Origin of the sequence: Stenotrophomonas sp. ATCM1_4, assembly GCF_004348115.1 — a bacterium.
Taxonomy (GTDB): Bacteria; Pseudomonadota; Gammaproteobacteria; order Xanthomonadales; family Xanthomonadaceae; genus Stenotrophomonas; species Stenotrophomonas capsici.
Genome location: NZ_QPFB01000001.1, coordinates 280,522 through 299,836, shown reverse-complemented (window position 1 = coordinate 299,836; position 19,315 = coordinate 280,522). Strand labels below are relative to the sequence as shown.

The 19,315-nt window shown below is 62.4% G+C and carries 12 protein-coding genes, 1 tRNA gene, 1 pseudogene and 1 other annotated feature; all 14 genes and pseudogenes read right to left on the bottom strand.

Going from position 1 to position 19,315, the window contains the following annotated elements; all coding sequences use genetic code 11:
• A partial coding sequence (locus ATCM_RS01400; RefSeq protein WP_132866033.1) for a GTP-binding protein occupies window positions 1-497 on the bottom strand: 497 nt, incomplete at its 3' end.
• A 53-nt stretch (window positions 498-550) separates the two neighbouring features.
• A complete protein-coding gene (gene fusA, locus ATCM_RS01395; RefSeq protein ID WP_132862497.1) occupies window positions 551-2,692 on the bottom strand; it encodes an elongation factor G in 2,142 nt (713 codons plus the stop codon).
• 138 nt (window positions 2,693-2,830) lie between these two features.
• A complete protein-coding gene (rpsG, locus tag ATCM_RS01390) occupies window positions 2,831-3,298 on the bottom strand; it encodes a 30S ribosomal protein S7 (protein WP_132862496.1) in 468 nt (155 codons plus the stop codon).
• A 10-nt stretch (window positions 3,299-3,308) separates the two neighbouring features.
• Window positions 3,309-3,683 (bottom strand): 30S ribosomal protein S12, encoded by a 375-nt coding sequence (gene rpsL, locus ATCM_RS01385; protein WP_004145320.1) that lies wholly within the window; start codon window positions 3,681-3,683, stop codon window positions 3,309-3,311.
• A 232-nt stretch (window positions 3,684-3,915) separates the two neighbouring features.
• Window positions 3,916-8,142 carry a DNA-directed RNA polymerase subunit beta' gene (rpoC, locus tag ATCM_RS01380; protein ID WP_132862495.1) on the bottom strand — a complete coding sequence of 1,409 codons (4,227 nt, stop codon included), beginning with the start codon at window positions 8,140-8,142 and terminating at the stop codon, window positions 3,916-3,918.
• A gap of 90 nt (window positions 8,143-8,232) precedes the next feature.
• Window positions 8,233-12,423 carry a DNA-directed RNA polymerase subunit beta gene (gene rpoB, locus ATCM_RS01375; RefSeq protein WP_132862494.1) on the bottom strand — a complete coding sequence of 1,397 codons (4,191 nt, stop codon included), beginning with the start codon at window positions 12,421-12,423 and terminating at the stop codon, window positions 8,233-8,235.
• Window positions 12,424-12,769: 346 nt separating this feature from the next.
• Entirely contained in the window at window positions 12,770-13,135 is a 366-nt protein-coding gene (rplL, locus tag ATCM_RS01370) for a 50S ribosomal protein L7/L12 (protein WP_132862493.1), read from the bottom strand.
• Window positions 13,136-13,198: 63 nt separating this feature from the next.
• Window positions 13,199-13,729: a 50S ribosomal protein L10 gene (gene rplJ, locus ATCM_RS01365; RefSeq protein ID WP_132862492.1), complete on the bottom strand. Its 531-nt coding sequence runs from the start codon at window positions 13,727-13,729 to the stop codon at window positions 13,199-13,201.
• 580 nt (window positions 13,730-14,309) lie between these two features.
• Window positions 14,310-15,008 carry a 50S ribosomal protein L1 gene (gene rplA, locus ATCM_RS01360; protein ID WP_132862491.1) on the bottom strand — a complete coding sequence of 233 codons (699 nt, stop codon included), beginning with the start codon at window positions 15,006-15,008 and terminating at the stop codon, window positions 14,310-14,312.
• A 4-nt stretch (window positions 15,009-15,012) separates the two neighbouring features.
• A complete protein-coding gene (rplK, locus tag ATCM_RS01355; RefSeq protein ID WP_054663281.1) occupies window positions 15,013-15,441 on the bottom strand; it encodes a 50S ribosomal protein L11 in 429 nt (142 codons plus the stop codon).
• Window positions 15,442-15,643: 202 nt separating this feature from the next.
• A complete protein-coding gene (nusG, locus tag ATCM_RS01350; protein WP_132862490.1) occupies window positions 15,644-16,204 on the bottom strand; it encodes a transcription termination/antitermination protein NusG in 561 nt (186 codons plus the stop codon).
• A gap of 10 nt (window positions 16,205-16,214) precedes the next feature.
• On the bottom strand, window positions 16,215-16,622 hold the full coding sequence (secE, locus tag ATCM_RS01345; protein WP_132862489.1) for a preprotein translocase subunit SecE: 408 nt from the start codon (window positions 16,620-16,622) through the stop codon (window positions 16,215-16,217).
• 50 nt (window positions 16,623-16,672) lie between these two features.
• Window positions 16,673-16,748: transfer RNA gene (locus tag ATCM_RS01340), tRNA-Trp, on the bottom strand.
• Window positions 16,749-16,856: 108 nt separating this feature from the next.
• A pseudogene (locus tag ATCM_RS01335) lies at window positions 16,857-17,606 on the bottom strand (elongation factor Tu); the annotation flags it as partial.
• Window positions 17,607-17,689: 83 nt separating this feature from the next.
• Window positions 17,690-19,172, bottom strand: a sequence feature (23S ribosomal RNA rRNA prediction is too short).
• Window positions 19,173-19,315: the final 143 nt, after the last annotated feature.

Genomic DNA, 19,315 nt, shown 5'->3' with positions numbered 1-19,315 from the left:
TCGCCCGGGAAGTCGTACTTGCTCAGCAGCTCGCGCACTTCCATCTCGACCAGTTCCAGCAGCTCGGCATCGTCCACCATGTCGGCCTTGTTCAGGAACACGACGATGTACGGCACGCCGACCTGACGCGACAGCAGGATGTGCTCGCGGGTCTGCGGCATCGGGCCGTCAGCGGCCGAGCACACCAGGATCGCGCCGTCCATCTGGGCGGCACCGGTGATCATGTTCTTGACGTAGTCGGCGTGGCCCGGGCAGTCAACGTGGGCGTAGTGACGGCTCTCGGATTCGTACTCAACGTGCGCGGTCGAGATCGTGATACCACGAGCCTTCTCTTCCGGCGCGGCGTCGATGGACGAGTAGTCCTTGAACTCGCCGCCGAAGCGCTCTGCACCGATCTTGGTCAGCGCGGCGGTCAGGGTGGTCTTGCCATGGTCAACGTGGCCGATGGTGCCGACGTTGACGTGCGGCTTGGTACGTTCGAACTTGCCCTTGGACATGTTTCTATTCCTTGATTAGCTGATTTTTGTTTGGAGAGCCTGAGTCAGATGACTCAGGCCTTCTTCATGACAGTTTCGGCGATGTTGGTCGGCGCCGGCTCGTAATGGTCGAATTCCATCGTGAAGGTCGCGCGACCCTGGGTCTGCGAACGCAGCGCGGTGGCGTAACCGAACATTTCGCCCAGCGGGATCATCGCATTGATGATGCTGGCCGAACCGTCACCGGTGGTGCCCGAACCCTGCAGCACGCCACGACGGCGGCTCACGTCGCCCATCACGTCACCCTGATAATCCTCCGGGGTCACGATCTCGACCTTCATGATCGGCTCCAGCAGCACCGGCTTGGCCTTGGCGAAGCCCTGCTTGAAGGCCATCGACGAGGCGAGCTTGAACGCCATTTCCGAGGAGTCGACGTCGTGGTACGAGCCGAACACCAGCTTGACCTTGACGTCCACCACCGGGAAGCCAGCCAGCGGACCGCTGGTGATGGTTTCGCGCAGGCCCTTTTCCACGGAAGGAATGAATTCCTTCGGGATCACGCCACCGGTGATGTCGTTGATGAACAGGAAGTCGTCCTTGATGGCGGCAGCCAGCTTCGGATCGGCGCGGTCTTCAGCGGTGATCGGCGACAGCTCGATCACGACGTGACCGTACTGACCCTTACCACCGGACTGCTTGGCGTGCTTGTAATCCGACTTGACGTCAGCCTGCTGGATGGTCTCGCGGTACGCGACCTGCGGCTTGCCGACGTTGGCTTCAACGTTGAACTCGCGCTTGAGGCGGTCAACGATGATGTCCAGGTGCAGCTCGCCCATGCCCGAGATGATCGTCTGGCCGGATTCTTCGTCGGTCTTCACGCGGAACGACGGATCTTCCTGCGCCAGGCGGCCCAGTGCCAGACCCATCTTTTCCTGGTCCGACTTGGTCTTCGGCTCGACCGCCATCGAGATCACCGGCTCCGGGAAGGTCATGCGCTCAAGCACGATCGGTGCATCGATCGAGCACAGCGTGTCACCGGTGGTGGTGTCCTTCAGGCCCACGGCAGCAGCGATGTCACCGGCCAGAACTTCCTTGATTTCCTCGCGGTTGTTCGAGTGCATCTGCAGGATGCGGCCGATGCGCTCCTTCTTGTTCTTCACCGAGTTCAGCACGGTGTCGCCACCGGTCAGCACGCCGGAGTAGACGCGGAAGAAGGTCAGCGCGCCGACGAACGGGTCGGTGATGATCTTGAAGGCCAGCGACGAGAACGGAGCCTTGTCGTCCGACTTGCGGGTCATCTCGATGGTGTCGTCGTCGACGTCCACGCCCTTCACGTCCGGCACGTCGACCGGCGACGGCAGCAGCTGGATCACGCCGTCGAGCATGGCCTGCACGCCCTTGTTCTTGAACGCCGAGCCGCAGAACATCGGCACGATCTCGGTGGCCAGGGTACGAACGCGCAGCGCCTCGATGATTTCAGCCTCGGCCAGCTCTTCGCCGCCCAGGTACTTTTCCATCAGCTCTTCGTTGGCTTCGGCCGCGGTCTCGATCATGAAGGTGCGGGCTTCTTCAGCCTTCTCCACCAGGTCGGCCGGGATCTCGCCGTACTCGAACTTCATGCCCTGCGAAGCCTCATCCCAATGGATGGCCTTCATCTTGAGCAGATCGACCACGCCCTTGAAGCCTTCCTCGGCACCGATCGGCACCTGCATCGGCACCGGCACGGCGCCCAGCTTGGCCTTCAGCTGGTCACGGACCTTGAAGAAGTTGGCACCGGTACGGTCCATCTTGTTGACGAACGCGATGCGCGGCACGTGGTACTTGTTGGCCTGGCGCCACACGGTCTCCGACTGCGGCTGGACGCCACCGACGGCGCACAGCACAAACACGGCACCGTCGAGCACGCGCAGCGAGCGCTCGACTTCGATGGTGAAGTCAACGTGCCCGGGGGTGTCGATGATGTTGAAGCGGTGCTCCGGCAGGGACTTGTCCATGCCCTTCCAGAACGCGGTGGTGGCAGCAGACTGGATCGTGATGCCACGCTCCTGCTCCTGCTCCATCCAGTCCATGGTGGCGGCACCGTCATGCACTTCACCGAGCTTGTGGCTCTTGCCGGTGTAGAACAGGATGCGCTCGGACGTGGTGGTCTTGCCGGCATCGATGTGAGCCATGATGCCGAAGTTGCGGTAACGCTCGATGGGAGTAGTACGGGCCACGGGGAGCCTCTCAAATTTCTTGGAATTCGGATGGCCGAACGCCGCCTTGCGGCGGCCTTCGGATTGAAGCGGCGCTCAAAGCGCCACAAGTGACACCAGATGGGTGTCAGGGGCCCTGTTTCCAAGGCCCCTTCGAAATCACCAGCGGTAGTGGGCGAACGCCTTGTTCGCTTCCGCCATACGGTGGGTTTCTTCACGCTTCTTGATGGCGCCGCCACGGTTTTCCGACGCGTCCAGCAGCTCGGCTGCCAGCTTGCGCGGCATGGTGTTCTCACCACGCTTGCGGGCCGATTCGATCAGCCAGCGCATGGCCAGCGCCATCTTGCGCGAGGCACGCACTTCGACCGGCACCTGGTAGGTGGCACCGCCGACACGACGGGACTTCACTTCCACGCCCGGGGCGACGTTGTCCAGAGCCTTCTGCACCAGTTCGATGGCGTTCGGGTTCTTTTCACCGATCACGTCCATGGCGCCATAGACGATCTTTTCAGCGACCGACTTCTTGCCGCTCTGCATCACCATGTTGATGAAACGGGCGATGGTCTCGCTTCCGTGCTTGGGATCGGGCAGGACCGAACGCTGCGGGGTATTACCTTTACGGGACATGTCTTACTCCTTAGGCCTTCGGACGCTTGGCGCCGTACTTGGAACGGGCCTGGCGACGCTTGGCGACGCCGGCGGCGTCGAGCGAGCCACGAACGGTGTGGTAACGCACACCCGGCAGGTCCTTGACGCGACCGCCGCGGATCAGGACCACGGAGTGCTCCTGCAGGTTGTGGCCTTCACCACCGATGTAGGAAATCACTTCTTCCTGGTTGGTCAGGCGGACCTTGGCAACCTTGCGCAGAGCCGAGTTCGGCTTCTTCGGAGTGGTGGTGTAGACACGGGTGCAGACGCCACGGCGCTGCGGGCACTTGTCGAGGGCCGGGGAGGCACTCTTGTAGGTGGTCGCTTGCCGCGGCTTGCGGACCAGCTGGTTGATCGTCGCCATCAGTAGGTTCTTCTGAGTGGGACCGGAAAATCCGGTCATAGATGCGGAAAATGTAAAGCAGGCCCAAATTTTAGGCCTGCTGAGACAGACGATTGTAGCAACTTGTCAAGTAGGCAGTCAAACACCTACCCGTCAAGCCAGCCCTGATCCAGGACTGTTACAGGGGCGCCTCCGTGTACCCCGTTCAGGTTGAGCGGGCCGGCCCGCAAGCGGACCGGCCAGCCCCACTATCTTACTCCTCGCCGCCCGTTGCCTGCTCGGCTTCCGGCAACGCGGTTTCAACATCGGCAACCGCTGCCGTGCCGGCCAGGGTCTGGATTTCCGATTCCGTCAGGCCCGAGGCACCGCGACGGCGCTTGGCGTGGTACGCCAGGCCGGTACCGGCCGGGATCAGGCGGCCGACGATCACGTTTTCCTTCAGGCCGCGCAGGTTGTCGGCGGTGCCGCGCACGGCAGCCTCGGTCAACACGCGGGTGGTTTCCTGGAACGAAGCGGCCGAGATGAACGATTCGGTTGCCAGCGAGGCCTTGGTGATGCCCAGCAGGACCGGATCGAACTGCGCCGGCAGCTCGTTGCGGGTGGCCAGCTTGGCATTTTCCTCGATGACGCGCTGGCGTTCAGCCTGCTCGCCGTTCAGGAACTTGCTGTTGCCCTGGTCGGTGATTTCAACCTTGCGCAGCATCTGACGCGAGATCACTTCGATGTGCTTGTCGTTGATCTTCACGCCCTGCAGGCGGTACACGTCCTGGATTTCCTTGACCAGGTAGCGCGCCAGTTCTTCCACGCCCTTCAGGCGCAGGATGTCCTGCGGGCTCGGCTCGCCGTCCACGATGGTTTCGCCGCGGGTCACGTGCTCGCCTTCGAACACGATGATCTGGCGGTACTTCGGGATCAGCTCTTCGTGCTCGGAACCATCGGTGTCCTTGATGATCAGGCGCTGCTTGCCCTTGGTGTCCTTGCCGAAGCTGATGATGCCCGAACGCTCGGCCAGGATCGCCGGATCCTTGGGCTTGCGCGCTTCGAACAGGTCGGCAACGCGCGGCAGACCACCGGTGATGTCGCGGGTCTTGGACGCTTCCTGCGGGATCTTGGCGACCACGTCGCCCACGCCCACCGGGGCGCCGTCCTGCAGGTTGACGATCGAACGCGGCGGCAACAGGTACTGTGCCGGCAGGTCGGTGCCCGGGATGGTCAGGTCATTGCCCTTGCCATCGACGATGCGGACCAGCGGACGCAGGTCCTTGGCCTGCGAGCCACGACGCTTCGGGTCGGTGATTTCACGCGAAGCCAGGCCGGTCAGTTCATCGGTCTTCTCGATGACGGTGATGCCGTCAACGAAGTCGATGAAGCGCACGAAGCCAGCCACTTCCGACACGATCGGGTGGTTATGCGGATCCCAGTTGGCCACGGTCTGGCCAGCCTTGATCTCGGCACCATCCTTGACGGTGATGGTGGCGCCGTACGGCAGCTTGTAGCGCTCGCGCTCACGGCCGTGCGGGTCGAGCACGGAGATTTCGCCCGAGCGCGACACCGCGACCAGCGAACCGCTGACCTGCTCGACGTGCTTGAGGTTGTTGAACTTGACCGAACCGGTGGTCTTGACGGTGATGTTGTCCACCGCCGCCGCACGCGATGCCGCACCACCGATGTGGAACGTACGCATGGTCAGCTGGGTACCCGGCTCACCGATCGACTGCGCGGCGATGACGCCGACCGCTTCACCGATGTTGACGATGTGGCCACGGGCCAGATCGCGGCCGTAGCAGCGCGAGCACACGCCGAACGCCGACTCGCAGGTGATCGTCGAGCGGACCTTGATGGTCTGCACGCCGGCTTCTTCCAGCTTGTTCACCCACTGCTCGTCGAGCAGCGTGTTGCGGGTCACGATCGGATCCTCGTCGTTGCCCGGCAGGAACACGTCCTCGGCAACCACGCGGCCCAGCACGCGGTCCTTCAACGGCTCGACCACGTCGCCGCCTTCAACGATCGGGGTCATGGTCAGGCCTTCGACGGTGCCGCAGTCGACTTCGGTGATCACCACGTCCTGCGCCACGTCGACCAGACGACGGGTCAGGTAACCCGAGTTCGCCGTCTTCAGCGCGGTATCGGCCAGACCCTTACGGGCACCGTGGGTGGAGTTGAAGTACTCCTGCACGTTCAGGCCTTCGCGGAAGTTCGCCTTGATGGGCGTCTCGATGATCGAGCCGTCCGGGCGGGCCATCAGGCCGCGCATGCCGGCCAGCTGACGGATCTGCGCCTGGCTACCACGCGCGCCGGAGTCGGCCATGATGTACAGCGAGTTCATCGACTTCTGGTCGACGATCTTGCCTTCCGAATCCTCGACCTTCTCGGTACCGATGGTTTCCATCATCGCCTTGGCGATGCGCTCGTTGGTGCGCGACCAGATGTCGACCACCTTGTTGTAGCGCTCGCCCGCGGTGACAAGACCGGACTGGTACTGCTCCTGGATTTCCAGCACTTCCTGCTCGGCTTCGCCCAGGATGCCCTTCTTCTCGTCCGGGATCAGCATGTCGTCGATACCGATCGACACGCCGGCGCGGGTTGCGTAGGCATAACCGGTGTACATCAGCTTGTCGGCGAACACCACGGTGTCCTTCAGGCCAAGCAGGCGGTAGCTCTGGTTGATCAGGCGCGAGATGTTCTTCTTGGTCATCTCGGTGTTGCACAGCTCGAACGGCAGGCCCTCGGGCATGATCTCGCTCAGCAGCGCACGGCCGACAGTCGTGTCCTGGATCGAGGTCTTGGTGACCTTGTTGCCTTCCTCGTCGCGCTCGACCTGGGTGATGCGCACCTTCACCTTGGCGTGCAGCTCGACCAGACGGTTGTCGTAGGCGCGCTTCACTTCGTCGGTGTTGGCGAACACCATGCCCTCGCCCTTCTTGTTCACCAGGGCGCGGCTCATGTAGTACAGGCCCAACACCACGTCCTGCGACGGCACGATGATCGGCTCGCCGTTGGCCGGCGACAGGATGTTGTTGGTGGACATCATCAGCGCACGCGCTTCGAGCTGGGCTTCCAGCGAGAGCGGCACGTGGACGGCCATCTGGTCACCGTCGAAGTCGGCGTTGAACGCAGTACAGACCAGCGGGTGCAGCTGGATGGCCTTGCCTTCGATCAGCAGCGGTTCGAACGCCTGGATGCCCAGACGGTGCAGGGTCGGCGCGCGGTTCAGCAGCACCGGATGCTCGCGGATGACTTCTTCCAGGACGTCCCAGACTTCGCCTTCCTCGCGCTCTACCAGCTTCTTGGCGGCCTTGATGGTGGTGGCCAGGCCACGACGCTGCAGCTTGGCGAAGACGAACGGCTTGAACAGCTCCAGCGCCATCTTCTTCGGCAGGCCGCACTGGTGCAGCTTGAGGTACGGACCGACGGTGATCACCGAACGGCCGGAGTAGTCCACGCGCTTGCCCAGCAGGTTCTGGCGGAAGCGACCCTGCTTGCCCTTGATCATGTCGGCCAGCGACTTGAGCGGGCGCTTGTTGGTGCCGGTGATGGCACGGCCGCGACGGCCGTTGTCCAGCAGGGCGTCAACCGATTCCTGCAGCATGCGCTTTTCGTTGCGCACGATGATGTCCGGCGCGTTGAGCTCCAGCAGGCGGCGCAGGCGGTTGTTGCGGTTGATGACGCGGCGGTACAGGTCGTTCAGGTCGGAGGTCGCGAAGCGGCCACCGTCCAGCGGCACCAGCGGACGCAGGTCCGGCGGCAGCACCGGCAGCACGGTCATCACCATCCATTCCGGGCGGTTGCCCGATTCCAGGAAGGCTTCCACCAGCTTGATGCGCTTGGTCAGGCGCTTGAGCTTGGTTTCCGAACCGGTCGAGGCGATTTCCTCGCGCAGGCGGACCATCTCGGCCTGCAGGTCGATGGTGCGCAGCAGCTCGTAGACGGCCTCGGCGCCCATGGCGGCGTCGAAGTCGTCGCCGTGCTCCTGGCGGGCCTGCAGGTACTGTTCTTCGGTCAGCAGCTGGCGGCGCTCCAGAGCGGTCAGGCCCGGCTCGGTCACCACGTAGGCTTCGAAGTACAGCACGCGCTCGATGTCGCGCAGGGTCATGTCCAGCATCAGGCCGATGCGCGAGGGCAGCGACTTGAGGAACCAGATGTGGGCGACCGGCGAGGCAAGGTCGATGTGGCCCATGCGCTCGCGGCGCACCTTGGCCAGGGTCACTTCGGTGCCGCACTTCTCGCAGACCACGCCGCGGTGCTTCATGCGCTTGTACTTGCCGCACAGGCACTCGTAGTCCTTGACCGGTCCGAAGATGGCGGCGCAGAACAGGCCGTCACGCTCCGGCTTGAAGGTACGGTAGTTGATGGTTTCCGGCTTCTTCACTTCGCCGAAGGACCACGAACGGATCAGGTCCGGCGAGGCCAGCGCGATCTTGATCGCGTCGAAGTCCAGCGTCTGGCGCTGCTGGTTGAAGAGGTTGAGCAGGTCTTTCATGGTGTTCTCCGAAAGGAGGAAATCTTTGTCGATGGGCTGTCAGGTCGCTGCTGGCGGCGCTGCTGCATCACTGCAGCAGCGCCTGCCCGATCAGTTGTCTTCCAGTTCCATGTTGATGGCCAGCGAGCGGATTTCCTTCACCAACACGTTGAAGGATTCCGGCATGCCCGCGACCATCTCGTGCTCGCCGTCGACGATGTTCTTGTACATCTGGTTGCGGCCCTGCACGTCGTCGGACTTCACCGTCAGCATTTCCTGCAGGGTGTAGGCCGCGCCGTAGGCTTCCAGCGCCCAGACTTCCATTTCACCGAAGCGCTGGCCACCGAACTGCGCCTTGCCGCCCAGCGGCTGCTGGGTGACGAGCGAGTACGGGCCGGTCGAACGGGCGTGCATCTTGTCGTCGACCAGGTGGTTCAGCTTCAGGTAGTGCATGTAGCCGACGGTGGTCTTGCGGTCGAATGCTTCGCCGGTGCGGCCGTCGAACAGCTGCATCTGGGTCTTGCTGCCGTTGAAGCCCAGCACCTCGGTCTCCGGGGCACCGTCCGGGTAGGCGAGGTTCAGCATTTCGCGGATCTCGTCTTCCAGCGCGCCGTCGAACACCGGGGTTGCCATCGGCACGCCGTCGGTCAGGTTCTTGGCCAGGTTGATCAGTTCCTCGTCGCTGAACTGCGTCAGGTCGACGCGCTCACCGGCCAGGGCCGAGTCGTGGTTGTAGACCTTGCCCAGGAACTCACGCAGCTCGCTGACGGCGCGCTGCTGCTCCAGCATGCGCTGGATGCGCTTGCCCAGACCCTTCGCGGCCCAGCCAAGGTGCACTTCCAGGATCTGGCCGATGTTCATACGCGACGGCACGCCCAGCGGGTTCAAGCAGATGTCCACCGAGGTGCCATCGGCCATGTACGGCATGTCTTCGACCGGCACCACGTTGGAGACCACACCCTTGTTGCCGTGGCGGCCTGCCATCTTGTCACCCGGCTGGATGCGACGCTTCACGGCCAGGAACACCTTGACCATCTTCAGCACGCCCGGTGCCAGGTCGTCGCCCTGGGTGATCTTGCCGCGCTTGTCGGCGAAGCGGCGCTCGAATTCCTTCTCGTGTGCCTGGATCTGCATCTGGGCACGCTCGATGGCTTCGGCTGCGTCGTCGTCCTTCATGCGCAGGGTGAACCAGTCGGACTTCTTCAGGCCGTCCAGGAACGCGTCGGAGATCACGTCGCCCTTCTTCAGGCCGGCGCCGCCGTTGACCACCTTGCCCACGATCTGCGAACGCAGACGGGCGTAGATGGCGCCTTCCAGGATGCGGAACTGGTCGTCGAAGTCCTTCTTGACGCGCTTGATCTCGTTCTCTTCGATCTGGCGGGCGCGCTTGTCCTTCTCGATGCCGTCGCGGGTGAAGACCTGCACGTCGATGACGGTGCCGTCCATGCCCGGCGGAACGCGCAGCGAGCTGTCCTTAACGTCCGAAGCCTTCTCGCCGAAGATGGCGCGCAGCAGCTTCTCTTCCGGGGTCAGCTGGCTTTCGCCCTTCGGGGTGACCTTGCCGACCATGATGTCGCCGGCGCGCACTTCGGCACCGATGTACACCACGCCGCTCTCGTCCAGGCGGTTCAGCGCCTGCTCGGAGACGTTCGGGATGTCGGCCGAGATTTCCTCCGGCCCCAGCTTGGTGTCACGCGCGACGCAGGTCAGCTCTTCGATGTGGATCGTGGTGTAGCGATCCTCTTCCACCACGCGCTCGGAAAGCAGGATGGAGTCTTCGAAGTTGTAGCCGTTCCACGGCATGAACGCGATCAGCATGTTCTGGCCCAGCGCCAGTTCACCGATGTCGGTGGACGGGCCGTCGGCCAGCACGTCGCCACGCGCGATCACGTCACCCACGTTCACCAGCGGACGCTGGTTGATGCAGGTGTTCTGGTTCGAGCGGGTGTACTTGATCAGGTTGTAGATGTCCACGCCGGCGTCGGCGGCGTCCGTGATCTCGTTCTCGTTGACCTTGACCACGATGCGGCCGGCGTCGATCTGCACGATCTCGCCACCACGACGGGCGTTCACGGTCACGCCCGAGTCACGCGCCACGGCGCGCTCGATGCCGGTACCCACCAGCGGCTTCTGCGAGCGCAGGGTCGGCACGGCCTGGCGCTGCATGTTCGCGCCCATCAGTGCGCGGTTTGCGTCATCGTGCTCCAGGAACGGGACCAGCGCCGCAGCGACGGACACGGTCTGCATCGGCGAGACGTCCATGAAGTGGACTTCCGCCGGCGGCTTGAGCAGCGACTCACCCTGGTAGCGGCACGGCACGAACAGCTCGGTGAGCATGTTCTTGGCGTCGGTCAGGGCGTTGGCCTGGGCGATCACGTACTCGTTTTCCTCGATCGCCGACAGGTACTCGACGTCGTCGGTGACCTTGCCGTCCACGACCTTGCGGTACGGGGTTTCTAGGAAGCCGTACTTGTTGGTGCGTGCGAACACGGCCAGCGAGTTGATCAGGCCGATGTTCGGGCCTTCCGGCGTTTCGATGGTGCAGACGCGGCCGTAATGGGTCGGGTGCACGTCGCGCACTTCGAAGCCGGCGCGCTCGCGGGTCAGGCCGCCCGGGCCCAGTGCCGAGACGCGGCGCTTGTGCGTCACTTCCGACAGCGGGTTGTTCTGGTCCATGAACTGCGACAGCTGAGAGGAACCGAAGAATTCCTTGATGGCAGCGGCGACCGGCTTGGCGTTGATCAGCTCCTGCGGGGTCAGGCCTTCGGACTCGGCCATCGACAGGCGTTCCTTGACCGCGCGCTCGACGCGGACCAGGCCCACGCGGAACACGTTCTCGGCCATTTCGCCGACCGAACGCACGCGACGGTTGCCCAGGTGGTCGATGTCATCCACCACGCCACGGCCGTTGCGGATCTCGGTCAACACCTTGATCACGTCCAGGATGTCGGACGATTCGCCGTGGGCGCCAACCAGGCGCTTGGATTCTTCGTCGTTGCGCTCGCCGAAGTACTTGCTGTCGTACAGCACGGCTTCGCCGGTGACTTCCTTGCGGCCGACACGGCGGTTGAACTTCATGCGGCCGACCGTGGACAGGTCGTAGCGCTCGAAGGTGAAGAACAGGTTGTGGAACAGGTTCTGCGCGGCGTCCTTGGTCGGCGGCTCGCCCGGGCGCATCATGCGGTAGATCTCGACCAGGGCTTCCAGCTGGGTCTTGGTCGGGTCGATGCGCAGGGTGTTGGACAGGTACGCGCCACGGTCCAGATCGTTCACCCACAGGGTGCCGACCGCATCAACGCCCGCCTTGCGGAAGTTCTGCAGCTGCTCGTCGCTGATCTCGTCGTTGGCCTGGGCCAGCAGTTCACCGGTGTTCGCATCGACCACGTCGTGCGACAGGATGCGGCCGACCAGGTAGTCGTCCGGCACGGCCAGGGCGGCGATGCCCGAGGCCTGCAGCTGCTTGATGTGGCGCGCGGTGATGCGCTTGCCGGCTTCCACGATGACCTTGTCACCGTCGGCCAGGTCGAAGCCCAAGGTTTCACCACGCAGGCGCTCCGGCACCAGCTCCAGCTGCACGCCTTCGTCCGGGTTGATGTGGAACGTGTTGATCTCGAAGAACTCGGCCAGCATCTCTTCGTTGCTGTAGCCAAGCGCGCGCAGCAGGATCGACACCGGCAGCTTGCGGCGACGGTCGATACGGGTGAACAGCGCGTCCTTCGGGTCGAACTCGAAGTCCAGCCAGGAGCCGCGGTAAGGAATGATGCGGGCGCTGTACAGCAGCTTGCCCGAGCTGTGGGTCTTGCCACGGTCGTGGTCGAAGAACACGCCCGGCGAACGGTGCAACTGCGACACGATGACGCGCTCGGTACCGTTGACGATGAAGGTGCCGTTCTCGGTCATCAGCGGGATTTCGCCCAGATAGACCTCCTGCTCCTTCACGTACTTGATCGCCTTGGTGGACGACTCGCGGTCGTAGATGACCAGGCGCACAGTCACGCGCAGCGGCGCGCCGTAGCTCATGCCGCGCTGGCGGCACTCACGCTCGTCGAACACCGGGTCGCCCAGCTTGTAGCCCACGTACTCCAGGGCGGCATTGCCGCTGTAGCTGGAAATCGGGAACACCGACTTCAGCGCGGCGTGCAGGCCGTGGTCGGTGCGCTTGGCCGGGTCGACGTTTTCCTGCAGGAAATCGCGGTACGAGTCGACCTGGATGGCCAACAGGAACGGCACCTCGAGGATCGAGCGCTGCTTGCCGAAATCCTTGCGGATGCGCTTTTTTTCGGTGTACGAATAGGACGTCATGAGGTCTTCCACCTTGTTGTGCGGGCCGTGCGTCCACGACCCGTAGGGAAACTTGAAATTGTCAGTTGGAAGTCGCTGGTATTGCCGGCACCAGCACGCCTTCTCCCGCTACTTCCAACTGCCAACTCGCTTGTGCCCGTGTTCGCTCATTCCCGGAGGAGGCGGCGACGGACACCTGCCACGTTGGACTTTCTACATCTACAGCCTGCCGGGCGTGGCCCGGCCCTACCCGTCCTGGTGCCCGGCCAAGCCCGGCATCACGACGTTTGAAACGACCAAAGGCCGGGGGTTTACACCCCCAGCCCTGGCTGCATCGCCGCGAAACAATGGCGACGCAAGGAACTGATTACTTCAGCTCGACGGTCGCGCCGGCGGCTTCCAGTTCCTTCTTGAACTTGTCGGCGTCTTCCTTCGAAGCGCCTTCCTTCACGACGCCACCGGCTTCGGTCAGGTCCTTGGCTTCCTTCAGGCCCAGGCCGGTGATGGCGCGGACGGCCTTGATGACGTCGACCTTCTTGGCGCCGGCGTCCTTCAGGATGACGTTGAATTCGGTCTGCTCTTCAACCACAGCGGCCGGGCCGGCAACGGCAACGGCAACCGGGGCAGCGGCGGAGACGCCGAACTTCTCTTCGATGGCCTTGACCAGCTCCATCACTTCCATCAGGGACTTCTCGGCGATGGCGTCGACGATCTGTTCGTTGGTAAGGGACATTTTGATTACCTTTGGAAAATATTCTGGATTGAGGTTCCGGACGGAACCACGGGGACGTCGAACTTAGGCGGTTTCAGCGGCCGGCTCGGCAGCTGCTGCTGCACCACCGTCCTGCTTTTCACCGACAGCCTTGACGGCGCGCGCGAACATGGTGACCGGCTCGGTCAGGACGCGGGCCAGCATGGCCAGGGCCTGATCACGGGTCGGCAGCGATGCCAGCACTTCGACGTGGCTGGCCGGGAAGATTTCCCCGCCGATTGCCACGACCTTCGCCTTCAGCTTGTCGTTGCCCTTGGCTGCATCCTTGATCAGGCGACCGGCTGCGCCGGGCTCCTCGAGCGAAAACGCGTACAGCAGCGGACCGACCATCTGGTCCTTTGCAACTGCGAAATCGGTGCCTTCAACGGCGCGCGCGGCCAGCGTGTTCTTGACAACCTTCAAGAAAACGCCGGTTTCGCGGGCCTGCTTGCGCATCGCGGTCATCTGGGCGACCGTGGTGCCAGCGTATTCGGCTGCGATCAAGGAGTGGGCCTTGGCGGCGACGTCTGCCAGTTCGGCGACTACTTCTTGCTTCTGGGACAGATTGAGAGCCATTGCACTCCTCCGTTAAAGCGGGGACCGGGAAGGGGGATCCGGTTTCGGCCGGAAGCGAAGCCGCTTCCACACCGCACCCACATCGAATCCCGAATCCCTGCTTCAAACAAACTCCGCTCACGGCTCCCTGCCGCTTACGGTCCATGGCAGCATCCTTCCTGGACGCCGGGAACATCGGAACGATGCTCCTGTGGTGGCCGTTCTAGACCTGGAGTGGGCCAACCCGGGTTACCCCAGACGTGCGTTAAACCAGAAAACTCCAGAAGGGCATCACCATCTACGCAGGGTGATCCACGAGTGGGTCGATTAAGCGATCCCGCTATGCCGGCGGCGACTCCTTGCCAGATCGAGCTTCCGTGCCCGTCGCCGGTATGCGCTGACCGCGCCTGCGGTCTTTGACGGCTATCGCGTCGGCGGACCGGCGCGATGCCTTCAAATGTCCAGCATCGCCCTGACGGGTGACACTGCTGTTGCGGTCCCGTGGAAGCAGCATCCGGCGGCATGGCCGGGCTCGGGTGCTGCTACCGCGGAGGTACTGCATTCATGGCGCCGCGTGCCGGCAGGCACGCGGGCCACCACATCACTTCAGGGTCAGCGACGACTGGTCGACGGTGACGCCCGGGCCCATCGTCGAGCTGACCGAAACCTTCTGCAGGTAGGTGCCCTTCGAGGTGGCCGGCTTGGCCTTGATCAGGTCCAGCAGCAGCGCCTGCAGGTTCGACTGCAGCGCGGCGTTGTCGAAGCTGGCCTTGCCGATGGTGCAGTGGATGATGCCGGCCTTGTCGGTGCGGTAACGCACCTGGCCCGACTTGGCATTCTTCACGGCTTCGGCCGGGTTCGGCGACACGGTGCCAACCTTCGGGTTCGGCATCAGGCCGCGCGGGCCCAGCACGGTACCCAGCTTACCCACGACGCGCATTGCGTCCGGGGTCGCGATGACCACGTCATAGTTCAGATCGCCGGCCTGCATCTTCTCGGCCAGGTCGTCCATGCCGACGGCTTCGGCGCCAGCGGCCAGGGCTTCGTCAGCCTTGGCACCGGCCGGTGCGAACACGGCGACGCGGACCGACTTGCCGGTACCGGCAGGCAGCACGGTCGAACCGCGCACCTGCTGGTCGGACTTCTTGGCATCCACGCCCAGACGCACGGCCACGTCGATCGACTCGACGAACTTGGCCTTGGCGGCGGTCTTCAGGATGTTGATCGCTTCTTCGAAGGCGTAGGCCTTGCCCGGAACGACGGCGGCCTTGATGGCCTTCTCACGCTTGGTCTGTGCCATCAGATTAACCCTCCACCACCAGGCCCATGGAACGGGCAGAGCCCGCGATCGTACGCACGGCGGCGTCCAGGTCAGCAGCCGTCAGATCCGGCTCCTTCGCCTTGCAGATTTCTTCAAGCTGCTTGCGAGTGACCTTGCCCACCTTGTCGGTGTTCGGGCGCTTGGAACCGGAGGTGATACCGGCAGCCTTCTTGAGCAGCACGGTGGCCGGGGTGCTCTTGGTGATGAAGGTGAAGGTACGGTCCGAGTAGGCCGTGATGATCACCGGCACCGGGATACCCGGCTCCAGCTTCTGCGTGGCGGCATTGAACGCCTTGCAGAATTCCATGATGTTCAGGCCGCGCTGACCCAGCGCAGGACCCACCGGCGGCGACGGATTGGCCTGACCGGCCTTCACCTGCAGCTTGATGTAACCGACAACTTTCTTTGCCATTTTTATGCTCTCCGGGTGCTAGCGCCTTTCGACAACAGGCTCCCCATCGGACCGGGAATCACGCGTCCCGGCATTCGCGCTTTGAAATCCTTGAATCGCACCAAAGGCCACCTCGCGGCAGCCTTCGATTCAGCCCCATGACAGGGAGCCGGCAATTCTAGCAGTTTTTTCGACCTAAACCTGAACAGGCCAGGCCGTGAACTCAGACCGCCTTTTCGACCTGGCCGAACTCGAGCTCGACCGGGGTGGCGCGACCGAAGATCAGCACCGAGACGCGCAGGCGGCTCTTCTCGTAGTTGACCTCTTCCACCACGCCGTTGAAGTCGTTGAAGGGACCTTCGGTGACACGGACCATCTGGCCCGGCTCGAATAGGATCTTCGGACGCGGCTTCTCGACACCTTCCTGAACGCGATCCAAGATGGCTGCGGCCTCTTCGTCACGGATCGGCAACGGACGGTCGGCAGTGCCACCGATGAAGCCCATCACCTTGGAGGTATCCTTCACCAGGTGCCAGCTTTCGTTGTCGATGCGCGGGATGCCGGCTTCTTCGTGGGTCTCGATCTGGACCAGCACGTAACCCGGGAAGAACTTGCGCTCGGAACGGCGCTTCTGGCCGGAGCGCATTTCGACCACTTCTTCGGTCGGGACGAGCACGTCGCCGAAGCGGTCCTGCATCTCGTCGCGCACAATGCGATCGCGCAATGCCTGCGCCACCGACTTCTCAAAACCTGAATAGGCGTGAACGACGTACCAACGCTTCACTGTTATCTCCTCAACGACCCAGGAACCACTGGGTCAGCTTCTGGATCGCGAAGTCGAACCCACCCAGCAGCAGGCTCAACACGATCACCACCACGATCACCACCCACGTCATGCGGATGGCCTCCTGGCGGGTCGGCCACACGACCTTGCGCAGCTCGAAACGGGATTCGGAAAGGAATTCACGCGTCTGACGGCCCTTGGCAGTCAGCATGAACACGGCGCCACCGGCGACCAGTCCCACCACCACAGCCAAGGCACGCAGCTGGCCCGACCAGGCACCCAGCTGAGCCGCCTTTTCCGGCGAGGAGAACCAGAACCAGACGAACAGACCCGCCAGCACCAGCAGCGCGGCGCCAACATACTTGACCATATCGCCGCCGGAAGCAGCGGACTTGGAATGTTCGATCTTGCTGTTCATCCGACTCTTGTTGCTGGTGCGACCAAGGTCACTGGATAGAGAGGTGCAAGTGGCACGCCAGGAGGGACTCGAACCCCCAACCTGCGGTTTTGGAGACCGCTGCTCTGCCAATTGAGCTACTGGCGTATGACTTGACTTGTTTACACGTCCCTTAGACGGCGAAGGCGGACCGAGGTTCCCGGCCCGCCGTTCGCGTAACCAGCAGCAGAGTTACCGCTGGGTACTGCAGGCTTATTACTTGATGATCTTCGAGACCACGCCGGCGCCGACGGTACGGCCGCCTTCGCGGATGGCGAAGCGCAGACCTTCGTCCATTGCCACCGGGTTGATCAGGGTGACAGCCATCTTCACGTTGTCGCCCGGCATCACCATCTCAACACCTTCCGGCAGCTCGACCGCACCGGTGATGTCGGTGGTACGGAAGTAGAACTGCGGACGGTAGCCCTTGAAGAACGGGGTATGACGGCCGCCTTCGTCCTTCGACAGCACGTACACTTCGGCGTCGAACTGGGTGTGCGGGGTGATCGAACCCGGCTTGGCCAGAACCTGGCCGCGCTCGACGTCGTCACGCTTGGTGCCACGCAGCAGCAGACCGGCGTTGTCACCTGCCTGACCCTGGTCCAGCAGCTTGCGGAACATTTCCACGCCGGTGACGGTGGTCTTCTGGGTCGGACGGATACCGACGATTTCGATTTCTTCGCCGACCTTGATCACGCCGCGCTCGATACGACCGGTCACCACGGTGCCGCGGCCCGAGATCGAGAACACATCTTCCACCGGCATCAGGAACGGCTTGTCGACGTCACGCTCCGGGGTCGGGATCCAGCTGTCCAGCGCCTCGACCAGCTTCAGGATGGCCGGCACGCCGATGTCGCTCTGGTCGCCTTCCAGCGCCAGACGGGCCGAACCGTGCACGATCGGGGTGTCGTCGCCCGGGAAGTCGTACTTGCTCAGCAGCTCGCGCACTTCCATCTCGACCAGTTCTCAATGTTCAGTGTCAAGCTATAGTAAAGGTTCACGGGGTCTTTCCGTCTTGCCGCGGGTACACTGCATCTTCACAGCGAGTTCAATTTCACTGAGTCTCGGGTGGAGACAGCCTGGCCATCATTACGCCATTCGTGCAGGTCGGAACTTACCCGACAAGGAATTTCGCTACCTTAGGACCGTTATAGTTACGGCCGCCGTTTACTGGGGCTTCGATCAAGAGCTTCGCCTTGCGGCTGACCCCATCAATTAACCTTCCAGCACCGGGCAGGCGTCACACCCTATACGTCCACTTTCGTGTTTGCAGAGTGCTGTGTTTTTGATAAACAGTCGCAGCGGCCTGGTTACTGCGACCCTCTTCAGCTATAGCTCGCATGAGCCACCAAAAAGGGTGCACCTTCTCCCGAAGTTACGGTGCCATGTTGCCTAGTTCCTTCACCCGAGTTCTCTCAAGCGCCTGAGAATTCTCATCCTACCCACCTGTGTCGGTTTACGGTACGGTCTGCGTAAGCTGAAGCTTAGGAGCTTTTCCTGGAAGCGTGGTATCAGTGACTTCGTCTAAAAGACTCGTCTCGGTGCTCGGTCTTAAAGGATCCCGGATTTGCCAAAGATCCAAACCTACCGCCTTTCCCCGGGACAACCAACGCCCGGTACACCTAACCTTCTCCGTCCCTCCATCGCACTTACGCGAGGTGCAGGAATATTAACCTGCTTCCCATCGACTACGCATTTCTGCCTCGCCTTAGGGGCCGACTCACCCTGCGCCGATTAACGTTGCGCAAGGAAACCTTGGGCTTTCGGCGTGCGGGTTTTTCACCCGCATTATCGTTACTCATGTCAGCATTCGCACTTCCGATACCTCCAGCAAGCTTCTCAACTCACCTTCACAGGCTTACGGAACGCTCCTCTACCGCGCATAACAAAGTTATGCACCCCAAGCTTCGGTTCTGTGCTTAGCCCCGTTAAATCTTCCCCGCAGACCGACTCGACCAGTGAGCTATTACGCTTTCTTTAAAGGGTGGCTGCTTCTAAGCCAACCTCCTGGCTGTCTGTGCCTTTCCACATGGTTTTCCACTTAGCACAAAATTTGGGACCTTAGCTGTGGGTCTGGGTTGTTTCCCTTTTCACGACGGACGTTAGCACCCGCCGTGTGTCTCCCATACAGTCCGTCTCGGTATTCGGAGTTTGCAATGGTTTGGTAAGTCGCGATGACCCCCTAGCCATAACAGTGCTCTACCCCCGAGAGGATACATATGAGGCGCTACCTAAATAGCTTTCGAGGAGAACCAGCTATCTCCGGGTTCGATTAGCTTTTCACTCCTAATCACACCTCATCCCCTACCTTTGCAACGGGAGTGGGTTCGGGCCTCCAGTGCGTGTTACCGCACCTTCACCCTGGGCATGACTAGATCACCCGGTTTCGGGTCTACTGCCCGCGACTATGCGCCCTTATCAGACTCGGTTTCCCTTCGCCTCCCCTATACGGTTAAGCTTGCCACGAACAGTAAGTCGCTGACCCATTATACAAAAGGTACGCAGTCACTCTTTCGAGCTCCTACTGCTTGTACGCACACGGTTTCAGGTTCTATTTCACTCCCCTCTCCGGGGTTCTTTTCGCCTTTCCCTCACGGTACTGGTTCACTATCGGTCGGTCAGTAGTATTTAGCCTTGGAGGATGGTCCCCCCATGTTCAGACAGGGTTTCACGTG

Excerpts from the sequence above, each read along its gene's own strand:
- rpsL (WP_004145320.1), bottom strand. The coding sequence starts at position 3,683 with ATGGCGACGATCAACCAGCTGGTCCGCAAGCCGCGGCAAGCGACCACC.
- rplA (WP_132862491.1), bottom strand. The coding sequence starts at position 15,008 with ATGGCACAGACCAAGCGTGAGAAGGCCATCAAGGCCGCCGTCGTTCCG.
- rpoC (WP_132862495.1), bottom strand. The coding sequence starts at position 8,142 with ATGAAAGACCTGCTCAACCTCTTCAACCAGCAGCGCCAGACGCTGGAC.
- rpsG (WP_132862496.1), bottom strand. The coding sequence starts at position 3,298 with ATGTCCCGTAAAGGTAATACCCCGCAGCGTTCGGTCCTGCCCGATCCC.
- rplJ (WP_132862492.1), bottom strand. The coding sequence starts at position 13,729 with ATGGCTCTCAATCTGTCCCAGAAGCAAGAAGTAGTCGCCGAACTGGCA.
- rplL (WP_132862493.1), bottom strand. The coding sequence starts at position 13,135 with ATGTCCCTTACCAACGAACAGATCGTCGACGCCATCGCCGAGAAGTCC.
- rplK (WP_054663281.1), bottom strand. The coding sequence starts at position 15,441 with ATGGCAAAGAAAGTTGTCGGTTACATCAAGCTGCAGGTGAAGGCCGGT.
- rpoB (WP_132862494.1), bottom strand. The coding sequence starts at position 12,423 with ATGACGTCCTATTCGTACACCGAAAAAAAGCGCATCCGCAAGGATTTC.
- secE (WP_132862489.1), bottom strand. The coding sequence starts at position 16,622 with ATGAACAGCAAGATCGAACATTCCAAGTCCGCTGCTTCCGGCGGCGAT.